We start from the raw sequence: 12432 nt of genomic DNA on the forward strand, positions 1-12432 counted from the left end.
TTATATATATTACTACGTGAAAGATATCTTTAATATTGCGGTTGCAGTAGTTAAATGTGATCAAAATAACAAAAGAAAAGGTTAACGTTCAATAAAGTGTGGCTACCGAAGGAGATAAGTTTTTGTAAAGCAAGGAGTCATTATGTCGTTTATGAGCTCGTTTGAACGAGGGATGGAGAAAGTCCTTGTCCCGGTGGCGATTAAACTGAATTCGCAGCGGCATGTCTCTGCAATTCGTGATGCGTTTATTTTATCGTTTCCTATTGTGATGGCCAGCTCCATCATTGTATTAATCAATTTTGCCATATTATCGCCGGATGGTTTTCTGGCAACCTTGCTCCATCTGAAGGCGATATTCCCCAACCTTGAGAAGGCGCAGGCTATTTTTACGCCAGTGATGAATGGTTCGGTGAATATTATGTCGATCCTGATTGCTTTCCTGGTGGGCAGAAATATGGCTAAAAGTTTTCACGAAGACGATCTGCTCTGCGGTCTGACCGCCATTGGCGCTTTCTTTGTGGTGTATACGCCGTATCAGGAAATCAGTGGTCAGACCTATATGACCACCAAATATCTCGGCCCGCAGGGGCTATTTGTCGCGGTGATCGTGGCGATGCTGTCCAGCGAACTATTCTGCCGGTTAGCGAAAAACCCAAAAATCACCATTACCATGCCGGACGCTGTTCCACCCGCGGTGGCGCGTTCTTTTAAGGTGTTAATCCCCATCATCGTGGTGATGATGCTTTTTTCGATTCTCAATTACCTGTTGCTAATGCTTTCTCCGGAAGGGCTGAACGACCTGATCTACAAGCTCATTCAGGCCCCGCTGAAAAATATGGGGACCAATATCTTTGCGGTGCTTATTCTCGGCGTAGTGTCTAATCTGCTGTGGTTCCTCGGCATCCACGGACCCAATACCATTGCGGCGATCCGTGAATCGATTTTTTCCGAGGCCAATCTGGAAAACCTGTCGTGGGCGGCGCAGCACGGCGATACGTGGGGCGCGCCTTACCCTATTACCTGGACGGGTATAAACGATGCCTTTGCCAATTACGGCGGTTCAGGCATGACGCTGGGACTGCTGCTCGCGGTTTTTATCGCGTCGCGTCGTTCAGATTACCGCGATCTGGCGAAGATGTCTTTTGTGCCGGGGCTGTTTAACATTAACGAGCCGGTGATGTTTGGGCTGCCCATTGTTCTGAACCCAATATTCCTTATACCCTTTATCCTGGTGCCGATGGTCAGCTCGCTGATTGGTTATATCTTCATTAGTACCGGTATTATTCCACCCATCGCGTATGCCGTGCCGTGGACCACGCCCGGGCCACTGATTGCCTTTTTTGGTACGGGCGGAAACTGGATGGCGTTAGTGGTGGGGCTTTTGTGTCTGGCCGCGGCAACGCTTATCTATCTGCCGTTTGTGATCGCGGCGAATAAGGTCAATGCCACGCAACCCACCGAGTAAGCATCACGTCCCTGCGCCGTTCTGGCGCAGGGGCAAGCCTTTACAGCACCAGCCACAGCACAGCGAAAGCAACGAGCAGCGCAATTAACATCAGGCCGGGACGCGCTGACATGGCTTTAACGGTGTCATATAACGGCGCAAACGGACGATGGATCGGCTGAATATCGCCAATTTCCGGGGCATGCTGCGGGCGTTCTGCCCGGCGCAAAAAGACCTGATTCAACAAATCCTGCACCTGTGCCGTAGTCAGCACAGACTGCGCGGTCACCTGCCAGTGTTGCCGGGCGTGATCCTGAAGCTGATCCCATTCCTGCGGTTCCAGCGGCTGCTTGAGCGCGGCCTGAAGCGTGTGCAGCGTTGGCGCAGGCTGCGTGCTTAACGTCTGTCGCGCCTGGAGCCAGGTTACCAGATGGGTAAACTGTTTGGCCGGGATCAGCTCCCCGGTTTTCACGCCGGAAAGCTCCAGCATTGACTGCCAGATCAGCTTGCCGGATTCACCGGTGGCCGCCGCCAGCTTCGTCACCAGTTGATTAAGCGTATTATGTTCAGCCGGCAGCAGGGGACGATCGGTCCCCGGCCGTTGCTGCGGCTGCGGAATGGATAGCTCGTTATTCTGGAGCAGGGTGAGCACGCCCTTAAGCTGCTCAGGCGAAAGCTGGCTGAGCGCGGTTTGTCCGTATTGCTGGCGGATGAAATCGCTCACCGCCTGGCGATTGTTGCCGAGATTCAAAAGCTCGGTGAGCTGCGCCAGCGTCTGACGGTTGCTGTGGCTCTGCTGAGCCGCATCCAGCCGCTGCGTAAGGTTTTGCTCAGCGGCAGGAAAATGACGCGACAGCAGCGGCATCTCATTTTTCAGGCCAAGATCGTGTTTTATCCCGGCCCAGACTTCAGCGCTTTGTTGACGAGTCAGCGCGACCAGACGCGTAATTAAACGCTCCAGCACGGTACGCTGCTGGGTGGAAAGCGGCTGCTCTCCGGCGACTGAAGATGTGGCAGGTCCATCACCCGGAGGGCGAGCGGGCATACCTGAGATGGGTTGCGTCATTCGGGATCCTTAGTGTCATCATACTCAACCAGGTTTGCGAGTATGCCTGGCGGCGGGATTATGGCACACTTGCCTGATGATCTCTCGTTTCAGACAGGTACTTTATCGTGAAAATCCTCGTTGATGAAAATATGCCCTACGCGCGTGGACTGTTCAGCCGTCTGGGCGAGGTAACAGCGGTTCCGGGACGTCCGATCCCGCTGGCGGCGCTGGCGGGTGCAGACGCGCTGATGGTACGTTCGGTCACGAAAGTGAATGAAGCGCTGCTGACGGGGCAGGGAATTAAATTTGTCGGCACCGCCACGGCAGGTACCGATCATGTTGACGAAGCATGGCTGACGCAGGCGGGAATTGGTTTTTCCGCCGCGCCGGGCTGTAATGCCATTGCCGTCGTTGAGTATGTCTTCTCATCGCTGCTGATGCTGGCAGAACGCGATGGCTTTACCCTCACCGATCGCACGGTAGGGATTGTGGGCGTGGGTAACGTCGGACGGCGTCTGGCTGAGCGTCTTGAGGCGCTGGGCGTGCGCACGCTGCTCTGCGATCCGCCGCGTGCCGACCAGGGTGATGCAGGCGATTTCCGCTCGCTGGACGAGCTGGTACAGGAAGCCGACGTGCTGACGTTCCATACGCCGCTGTATAAAGACGGGCCGTATAAAACGTTGCATCTGGCAGACGATGCGCTTATTCGTCGCCTGAAACCCGGCACCATCCTGATTAACGCCTGTCGCGGACCGGTCGTGGATAACGCCGCGCTGTTAGCCTGTTTGCAGGCGGGCCAGGCGTTGAGCGTGGTGCTGGACGTCTGGGAGCCGGAGCCGGATCTGCTGACTGATCTGCTGGATCGGGTCGATATCGGCACGCCGCACATTGCCGGTTACACGCTGGAAGGCAAAGCGCGTGGCACCACTCAGGTCTTCGAGGCGTTTAGCGAGTTTATCGGTCAGCGTCAGCAGGTCGCGCTGGCAACCCTGCTGCCCGCACCGGAATTTGGCCGCATCACCTTGCAGGGGCCGGTCGATCAAGCCACGCTAAAAAGGCTGGTGCATTTGGTGTATGATGTGCGCCGCGACGATGCGCCGCTGCGAAAAGTGGCAGGCGTACCGGGTGAGTTCGACAAGCTGCGTAAACATTATCTTGAGCGCCGCGAGTGGTCTTCATTATATGTGCAGTGCGACGACGCTGAGGCGGCAACGCTGCTGCATCAGCTCGGTTTTAACGCCGTTCATCACCCCATTCGTTAATCCTGTTTTTTTACTCCCTGCCTGATGGGGCGGGGAGCATCGCTATTTCTGGAGTACATCATCATGTCTGAAGGCTGGAATATTGCCGTACTGGGCGCTACGGGCACCGTAGGCGAAGCTTTGCTTGAAACGCTTGCCGAGCGTGAATTTCCGGTAGGTGAACTGTACGCCCTCGCGCGTAGTGAAAGCGCCGGAGACTCTCTGCGCTATGCAGGCAAAACCGTGCGCGTGGAAGATGCCGCTGATTTTGACTGGACGCAGGTGCAACTTGCCTTTTTCGTGGCGGGCGCTGAGGCTGCGGCAACGTATGCCGAGGATGCTGCCAACGCCGGTTGCCTGGTGATTGATACCAGCGGCCTGTTTGCCCTCGAACCAGACGTTCCGCTGGTGGTGCCGGAGGTGAACCCGTTCGTGCTGGCCGATTACCGTAATCGCAATATCATTGCGGTTCCGGACAGCCAGACCAGCCAGTTGCTGATCGCGCTTAAGCCGCTGATCGACGACGGCGGACTGTCACGCATTACCGTCACCAGCCTGCTTTCCGCCTCCGCGCAGGGTAAAAAAGCGGTGGATGCGCTGGCGGGGCAGAGCGCGAAGCTGCTCAACGGTATTCCGATTGATGAAGACGATTTCTTTGGCCGTCAGCTGGCGTTTAACCTGATGCCGTTCGTGCCGGATCGCGAAGGCACCGTGCGCGAAGAGCGTGTCATTGTCGATCAAACGCGAAAAATTTTGCAGGACGACGGGCTGATGATTTCCGCGAGCTGCGTGCGCTCCTCTGTCTTTTACGGCCATGCGCAGATGGTTAGCTTTGAAGCCATGCGCCCGCTGGCTGCGGAAGAGGCGCGTGATGCCTTTGCGCGTGGTGAAGATATCGTGTTGTCCGAGGAAAATGATTTTCCGACCCAGGTGGGCGACGCTTCCGGGAGCGCGCACCTGTCGGTTGGCTGCGTGCGCAACGATTACGGGATGCCGGAACAGGTCCAGTTCTGGTCCGTTGCTGATAACGTCCGCTTTGGCGGCGCGCTGATGGCGGTCAAAATCGCCGAGAAACTGGTGCAGGAGTACCTGTAATCATGACGGAGGTGTTACAGCAGCCGCTCATGAAAATTGCGCTCGGCATTGAGTACGACGGCAGTAAATATTACGGCTGGCAGCGGCAGAATGAAGTGCGCAGCGTGCAGGAAAAGCTGGAGAAAGCGCTCTCAAAAGTAGCCGACGAGCCGATTAACGTTTTCTGCGCCGGGCGTACCGACGCGGGCGTTCACAGCACCGGCCAGGTTGTGCATTTTGAAACGCGCGCCGTGCGTCAGGATGCGGCATGGACGCTGGGTGTAAATGCGAATTTACCTGGTGACATTGCCGTGCGCTGGGTTAAACATGTGGCGGATGACTTTCATGCGCGTTTTTGCGCCACGGCGCGCCGTTACCGTTACGTCATCTACAATCAGCGTTTACGTCCGGCAGTATTAAGCCAGGGCGTGACCCATTATTATCTGCCGCTGGACGCCGCACGGATGCATCGTGCTGCCCAGTCGCTGTTAGGTGAGAATGATTTTACGTCGTTTCGGGCGGTGCATTGTCAGTCGCGCACCCCGTGGCGTAACGTGATGCACATTAACGTCGAGCGTTACGGTGCTTACGTGGTGGTTGATATCAAAGCGAATGCCTTTGTTCATCATATGGTAAGGAATATTGTCGGCAGTCTGATGGAAGTGGGCGCGAACAACCGGCCAGAGAGCTGGATAGCAGAACTGCTTGCTGCAAAGGATCGGAATCTGGCGGCAGCAACGGCAAAAGCGGAAGGGCTGTATCTGGTGGCGGTAGATTACCCTGACCATTTCGATCTTCCGGTCATGCCGATGGGCCCGCTGTTTTTAGCGGACTAAGTGGATTGTATAAAGGCATATAACCCCATGGATCTGATCTATTTCCTGATTGATTTTATTCTGCATATTGATGTGCATCTGGCGGAGCTGGTCGCGGAGTATGGCGTCTGGGTTTACGCTATCCTGTTTTTGATCCTGTTTTGTGAAACGGGTCTGGTCGTTACGCCGTTTCTGCCGGGCGATTCATTGCTGTTCGTGGCCGGGGCGCTTTCCGCGCTGCCCACTAACGATCTGAACGTGCATCTGATGGTGATGCTGATGATTATCGCGGCGGTACTGGGCGATGCGGTGAACTACACGATTGGGCGCGTATTTGGCGATAAACTGTTCAGTAACCCGAACTCGAAAATTTTTCGCCGTAGCTATCTGGATAAAACTCACGCGTTCTATGATAAGCACGGCGGGAAGACGATCATTCTTGCGCGTTTTGTGCCCATCGTCAGAACCTTTGCCCCTTTTGTGGCGGGAATGGGGAAGATGTCGTATCGTCATTTTGCCGCCTATAACGTCGCGGGCGCGTTGCTATGGGTGCTTCTCTTTACCTACGCAGGCTATCTGTTCGGCGATCTCCCGGTGGTACAGGAAAACCTTAAGCTATTGATTGTAGCGATCATTGTGCTGTCGGTTTTGCCTGGCGTGATTGAAATCATCCGCCACAAACGGGCAGCGTCAAAGCTGAGAAAATGACGGGGTAACGGCGGTTCGACCACTTTTTTATCCCAACTTGCGAACCGTTATGTTTTAATGTGCAACATTCATGGTCAGACGGGAGTGAAAATCCTTCCCGGCTGACAAAACTGGCATCGACCAGGTTCAGGCAGAAAGGTTATCAATGAGCTGGATTGAACGAATTAAAAGCAACATCACTCCCACCCGCAAGGCCAGTATCCCTGAAGGGGTGTGGACGAAATGCGATAGCTGTGGTCAGGTTCTTTATCGGGCCGAGCTGGAGCGCAATCTTGAAGTATGTCCCAAGTGTGACCATCACATGCGTATGTCGGCGCGTAATCGCCTGCATAGCCTGCTGGATGAAGGATCGCTGGTCGAGCTGGGAAGCGAGCTTGAGCCTAAAGACGTACTGAAGTTCAGAGATTCCAAAAAGTACAAAGATCGTCTGGCAAGTGCGCAGAAAGAGACGGGCGAGAAAGACGCGCTGGTGGTGATGAAGGGCACGCTCTATGACATGCCAGTCGTTGCGGTGGCCTTTGAATTCACCTTTATGGGTGGGTCAATGGGCTCCGTCGTCGGTGCACGTTTCGTGCGTGCGGTTGAGCAGGCGCTGGAAGACAACTGTCCGCTGATCTGCTTCTCCGCTTCAGGCGGTGCGCGTATGCAGGAAGCACTGATGTCACTGATGCAGATGGCGAAAACCTCTGCGGCGCTGGCAAAAATGCAGGAGCGCGGTCTGCCGTATATTTCGGTGCTGACCGACCCGACCATGGGTGGCGTTTCCGCCAGCTTTGCCATGCTGGGCGACCTGAACATCGCTGAGCCAAAAGCGCTGATCGGTTTTGCCGGTCCTCGTGTTATTGAGCAGACCGTGCGTGAAAAACTGCCGCCGGGCTTCCAGCGCAGTGAATTCCTGATCGAAAAAGGGGCGATTGATATGATTGTCCGCCGTCCGGAGATGCGCCTGAAGCTGGCCAGCATCCTGGCGAAGTTGATGAATCTCCCGGCACCCGATCCGGACGCACCGCGCGAAGACGTGGTGGTACCGCCGGTACCGGATCAGGAAATCGAGGCCTGATAATGCACAAGGGCAGGGCCAGACGGCGCTGCCCTTTTGCTTTCCTTTCCCGTTAAACGTTGCGGACATCATGGAAAAAGAACTCATCCCTGACGCCACGTCGCCCCTGACGACGTGGCTTTCTTATCTGGAAAATCTGCACGCAAAGACGATCGATTTAGGGCTGACGCGCGTCGGCGAGGTTGCCGCTCGCCTGAATGTGCTACGGCCTGCACCCTTCGTCTTCACCGTGGCAGGTACCAATGGTAAAGGCACCACCTGCCGCACGCTGGAGGCGATTCTGACGGCAGCGGGTTATAAAACTGGTGTCTACAGCTCGCCGCATCTGGTGCGCTATACCGAGCGCGTGCGCGTGCAGGGTGCTGAATTGCCGGAAGCGGCGCATACGGCCTCTTTTGCGGCGATTGAAGCGGCGCGTGGTGAAACCTCGCTCACCTATTTTGAATACGGCACGCTGTCAGCGCTGTGGCTGTTTAAACAGGCGCAGCTTGATGTGGTGATCCTTGAAGTGGGGCTGGGTGGACGGCTTGACGCGACCAATATGGTGGACGCGGATGTGTCGGTGGTGACCAGTATCGCGCTCGATCATACCGACTGGCTTGGCCCGGACCGTGAAAGCATCGGGCGGGAAAAGGCCGGCATTTTCCGCGCCGGTAAACCTGCTATCGTTGGTGAGCCGGATATGCCGCAGTCGATTGCCGCTGTCGCTCAAGAAAAAGACGCGCGCCTGCTGCGTCGCGGCGTTGACTGGCGTTATGATGTCAACGAACATGACTGGCACTTTGTCGATGCGCAGGGCGAACTCAACGCGCTGCCTCTGCCGCAGGTGCCGCAGCCGAATGCGGCCACCGCGCTGGCGGCGCTGCGCGCCAGTCAGCTTAAGGTCAGCGAGCAGGCGATCCGCGACGGTATTGCCAGCGCGATCCTGCCGGGCCGTTTTCAGATCATCAGCGAATCGCCGCAGGTGATCCTCGACGTGGCGCATAATCCGCATGCGGCGGCATATTTAGCCGGGCGTCTCAAAACGCAAGCAAAAACCGGGCGCGTGCTGGCGGTCATTGGTATGCTGCACGATAAAGATATCGCCGGAACGCTGGCCTGCCTGACGGATATTGTGGACAGCTGGTATTGTGCGCCTTTAGAGGGGCCGCGTGGCGCATCGGCAGAGCAGTTACTGACGCATTTACCCGACGGCGAAATCTATGCCACAGTAGGGAAGGCGTGGCATGCCGCGATGGCGAATGCACAGGCAGAAGACACCGTGCTGGTGTGTGGATCGTTCCACACGGTAGCGCACGTAATGGAAGAAATAGAGGCGGGGAGATCCGGTGGCAAGTAAGTTTCAGAACCGTTTAGTGGGCACTATTGTGCTGGTCGCGCTGGGCGTTATCGTGCTGCCCGGCCTGCTCGACGGCCAGAAAAAACATTATCAGGATGAGTTTGCCGCAATCCCGCTGGTACCGAAAGCGGGCGATCGCGACGAACCTGATATGCTGCCTGCCGCAACGCAGGCGCTACCTGCTCAGCCGCCAGAAGGCGCGGCAGAAGAGGTGAGGGCGGGCGATGCTGCGGCACCGACGCTGGACCCATCGCGTCTGGCGGCGAACAACGGTGCAGATATCGACCAGATCCCGGTCCAGCCCGATCCGCCAAAACCGAAACCGACCGACAAACCGCAGCCAAAACCGTCGCGTGACAAAGCCAGTGAACAACTGGCCGCGGCCAGCGAAACGCCGCCTGCGAAGCCGGTCACAGAGGATAAACCTGCGCCAACCGGCAAAGCGTATGTGGTGCAACTGGGCGCATTGAAGAACGCGGACAAAGTCAGCGAGATCGTCAGTAAACTTCGCGGCGCGGGGTATCGGGTTTATACATCGCCTTCGACGCCGGTACAGGGTAAAATCACCCGCATCCTTGTCGGGCCCGACGCGTCGAAAGATAAGCTTAAAGGCTCGCTGGGTGAGCTGAATCAGTTATCGGGTTTGAACGGCGTGGTGATGAACTACAGCGTGAACTAGGGCGGAGGGCTTTGCCCCCCGAACCCCAAAATGGCGATGGCGTTGATTGTTTTTTCAGCGCCATTTTTATTTGATCAGGGACGGGAAATCCCTACGCAAACGTTTTCTTTTTCTGTTAGAATGCGCCCCAACTGGACGACAGGGCGTAATATCGTGGGACATATATGGTCTGGATTGATTACGCCATTATCGCGGTACTGGGCTTTTCTTGCTTAGTGAGCCTTATCCGCGGCTTTGTTCGTGAAGCATTATCGCTGGTGACATGGGGCTGCGCCTTTTATGTTGCCAGCCATTACTACACGGAACTGTCTGTCTGGTTTACGGGCTTTGAAGATGAACGGGTTCGAAATGGGATTGCTATTGCGGCGCTGTTTATTGCGACGCTCATCGTAGGTGCCATCGTGAACTACGTGATAGGTCAACTGGTGGAGAAGACCGGGCTGTCGGGTACAGACAGGGTATTGGGGATCTGCTTCGGCGCGCTGCGTGGAGTATTGATTATCGCCGCTATTTTGTTCTTTCTCGACACGTTCACCGGGATGGCGAAGAGCGATGACTGGCAGCACTCGCAGTTTATTCCTTATTTTTCCCCCGTCATCAGATGGTTTTTCGAATACCTCCAAAGCTCGTCAAGTTTCTTGCCCAAAGTATAAGCTTTGGGTTGTAGCTTAACGAGGAAAAGACGTATGTGCGGTATTGTCGGTATCGCCGGTGTTATGCCGGTCAACCAGTCTATTTATGACGCGTTAACGGTGCTTCAGCACCGCGGGCAGGATGCCGCAGGCATCATCACCATTGATGCGAATAACGGCTTTCGTTTGCGTAAAGCTAATGGTCTGGTGAGCGATGTGTTCGAAGCACGTCACATGCAGCGTATGCAGGGCAATATGGGTATCGGCCACGTTCGCTACCCGACTGCTGGCAGCTCCAGCGCCTCTGAAGCGCAGCCTTTCTACGTTAACTCTCCCTATGGTATTACGCTTGCTCACAACGGCAATCTGACTAACGCGCACGAACTGCGTAAAAAGCTGTTCGAAGAGAAGCGTCGTCACATTAACACCACCTCTGACTCTGAAGTTCTGCTCAACGTATTTGCCAGTGAGCTGGATAACTTCCGCCACTATCCGCTGGAAGCAGACAACATTTTTGCCGCCATTGCCGCCACCAACCGCCTGATCCGCGGCGCTTACGCCTGTGTGGCGATGATCATCGGTCACGGTATGGTCGCCTTCCGCGATCCAAACGGCATTCGTCCGTTGGTGCTGGGCAAGCGTGAAATCGGCGATGGCCGCACCGAATACATGGTTGCCTCTGAAAGCGTGGCGCTGGATACCCTCGGCTTTGAATTCCTGCGCGACGTCGCGCCGGGCGAGGCGGTCTATATCACCGAAAAAGGGCAGCTCTTTACCCGCCAGTGCGCCGACCATCCGGTGAGCAATCCGTGCCTGTTTGAATACGTCTACTTCGCGCGTCCGGATTCCTTCATCGACAAAATTTCCGTCTACAGCGCCCGCGTCAATATGGGCACGAAGCTCGGCGAAAAAATTGCCCGCGAGTGGGAAGATCTGGATATCGATGTGGTGATCCCCATTCCGGAAACCTCCTGCGATATCGCGCTGGAGATCGCCCGTATTCTGGACAAACCGTATCGTCAGGGCTTCGTGAAAAACCGCTACGTGGGCCGCACCTTTATCATGCCGGGTCAGCAGCTGCGCCGTAAATCAGTGCGTCGCAAGCTGAACGCCAACCGCGCCGAGTTTCGCGATAAAAACGTGCTGCTGGTGGATGATTCCATCGTGCGCGGTACTACTTCCGAGCAGATCATTGAAATGGCACGCGAAGCCGGTGCGAAGAAAGTGTATCTCGCCTCGGCCGCGCCGGAAATCCGCTTCCCGAACGTCTACGGCATCGATATGCCGAGTGCGAACGAGCTGATCGCGCACGGCCGTGAAGTGGATGAAATCCGTCAGATCATCGGCGCGGACGGACTGATTTTCCAGGATCTCGACGATCTAATCGACGCGGTACGTGCAGAAAACCCGGAAATCCAGCAGTTCGAATGCTCGGTCTTTAACGGCATTTATGTGACCAAAGATGTCGATCAGCAATATCTCGACTATCTGGACTCCCTGCGTAATGACGATTCCAAAGCGGTCCAGCGTCAGAACGAAGTGGAAAACCTGGAAATGCATAACGAAGGGTAAAATACTGCCTGCGCCCTGCATGAAGCAGGGCGTATTGTTGCAACTCCCGCCCGGATCCGGCAAAGTCTGCGCATGATAAATAAAGGACGTTTTTCATGAGAAGACTCATTGTAGGCATTTCCGGGGCCAGCGGCGCGATTTACGGCGTGCGGCTGCTACAGGTTTTACGTGACGTCGCCGAGGTCGAAACCCATCTGGTGATGAGTCAGGCCGCCCGGCAGACGCTGGCGCTGGAAACGGATCTTTCCCTGCGCGAGGTTCAGGCGCTGGCGGATGTTGTCCACGATGCCCGCGATATCGCCGCCAGTATCTCCTCCGGTTCGTTTAAAACGGCGGGCATGGCGATCCTCCCGTGCTCGATTAAAACCCTCTCCGGGATTGTTAACAGCTATACCGACGGGCTGCTGACCCGCGCGGCGGACGTGGTACTGAAAGAGCGCCGCCCGCTGGTGCTGTGCGTGCGGGAAACGCCGCTGCATCTGGGGCATCTGCGCCTGATGACCCAGGCGGCGGAGCTGGGCGCAGTGGTCATGCCGCCGGTGCCAGCGTTTTACCACCGACCGCAGACCATTGACGATCTGATCAACCAGACCGTTAACCGGGTGCTCGACCAGTTCGCTATCGAACTACCGGAAGACCTTTTCACCCGCTGGATGGGCGCTGCACCCACCGGGAGCAACTAAAAGCCGATGCCCTGTTTCAGGGCATTTTTGTAACCGCGATCATATCCCCGACATTTTCCTTCTTTTACCGCTGCGGTTCGCTCGCCGGACCTGCTATCTTTCACCTTACGATAGTTTGCAACGTTTTATTAACACAT

12 protein-coding genes are annotated in these 12432 nt (G+C 55.9%); 11 read left to right on the forward strand and 1 reads right to left on the reverse strand.

Features of this window, described 5'->3' with window-relative positions:
* Nucleotides 1-142: 142 nt before the first annotated feature.
* Nucleotides 143-1465: a PTS sugar transporter subunit IIC gene (locus INT84_RS07375; protein ID WP_194206283.1), complete on the forward strand. Its 1323-nt coding sequence runs from the start codon at nt 143-145 to the stop codon at nt 1463-1465.
* 40 nt (nt 1466-1505) lie between these two features.
* Here the strand turns inward: INT84_RS07375 and flk are convergent, their stop codons facing one another.
* Nucleotides 1506-2510 (reverse strand): flagella biosynthesis regulator Flk, encoded by a 1005-nt coding sequence (gene flk / locus INT84_RS07380; protein ID WP_194206284.1) that lies wholly within the window; start codon nt 2508-2510, stop codon nt 1506-1508.
* Nucleotides 2511-2617: 107 nt separating this feature from the next.
* Between flk and pdxB the strand changes: the two genes are divergently transcribed.
* From pdxB to INT84_RS07430, 10 genes are all read left to right on the forward strand, one after another.
* Nucleotides 2618-3754, forward strand: coding sequence for a 4-phosphoerythronate dehydrogenase PdxB (gene pdxB, locus INT84_RS07385; RefSeq protein WP_194206285.1), 1137 nt, complete (start codon nt 2618-2620; stop codon nt 3752-3754).
* Between the two features lie 63 nt (nt 3755-3817).
* A complete protein-coding gene (locus INT84_RS07390) occupies nt 3818-4828 on the forward strand; it encodes an aspartate-semialdehyde dehydrogenase (RefSeq protein ID WP_194206286.1) in 1011 nt (336 codons plus the stop codon).
* Nucleotides 4829-4830: 2 nt separating this feature from the next.
* On the forward strand, nt 4831-5643 hold the full coding sequence (truA, locus tag INT84_RS07395) for a tRNA pseudouridine(38-40) synthase TruA (RefSeq protein WP_176920310.1): 813 nt from the start codon (nt 4831-4833) through the stop codon (nt 5641-5643).
* Nucleotides 5644-5670: 27 nt separating this feature from the next.
* Entirely contained in the window at nt 5671-6330 is a 660-nt protein-coding gene (locus INT84_RS07400) for a DedA family protein (RefSeq protein ID WP_194206287.1), read from the forward strand.
* A gap of 145 nt (nt 6331-6475) precedes the next feature.
* Nucleotides 6476-7390 carry an acetyl-CoA carboxylase, carboxyltransferase subunit beta gene (gene accD, locus INT84_RS07405; protein ID WP_176920312.1) on the forward strand — a complete coding sequence of 305 codons (915 nt, stop codon included), beginning with the start codon at nt 6476-6478 and terminating at the stop codon, nt 7388-7390.
* A 70-nt stretch (nt 7391-7460) separates the two neighbouring features.
* On the forward strand, nt 7461-8729 hold the full coding sequence (folC, locus tag INT84_RS07410; protein ID WP_194206288.1) for a bifunctional tetrahydrofolate synthase/dihydrofolate synthase: 1269 nt from the start codon (nt 7461-7463) through the stop codon (nt 8727-8729).
* Nucleotides 8719-9408, forward strand: coding sequence for a cell division protein DedD (gene dedD / locus INT84_RS07415; RefSeq protein WP_194206289.1), 690 nt, complete (start codon nt 8719-8721; stop codon nt 9406-9408). The genes folC and dedD overlap by 11 nt, the downstream gene beginning before the upstream one ends.
* Nucleotides 9409-9572: 164 nt before the next feature.
* Entirely contained in the window at nt 9573-10061 is a 489-nt protein-coding gene (gene cvpA / locus INT84_RS07420; protein ID WP_176920315.1) for a colicin V production protein, read from the forward strand.
* 33 nt (nt 10062-10094) lie between these two features.
* Nucleotides 10095-11612: an amidophosphoribosyltransferase gene (gene purF, locus INT84_RS07425; RefSeq protein ID WP_176920316.1), complete on the forward strand. Its 1518-nt coding sequence runs from the start codon at nt 10095-10097 to the stop codon at nt 11610-11612.
* A gap of 95 nt (nt 11613-11707) precedes the next feature.
* Nucleotides 11708-12295, forward strand: coding sequence for a UbiX family flavin prenyltransferase (locus INT84_RS07430; protein WP_194206290.1), 588 nt, complete (start codon nt 11708-11710; stop codon nt 12293-12295).
* Nucleotides 12296-12432 lie beyond the last annotated feature (137 nt).

The organism is Superficieibacter sp. 1612_C1, from assembly GCF_015234305.1.
Taxonomy (GTDB): Bacteria; Pseudomonadota; Gammaproteobacteria; order Enterobacterales; family Enterobacteriaceae; genus Superficieibacter.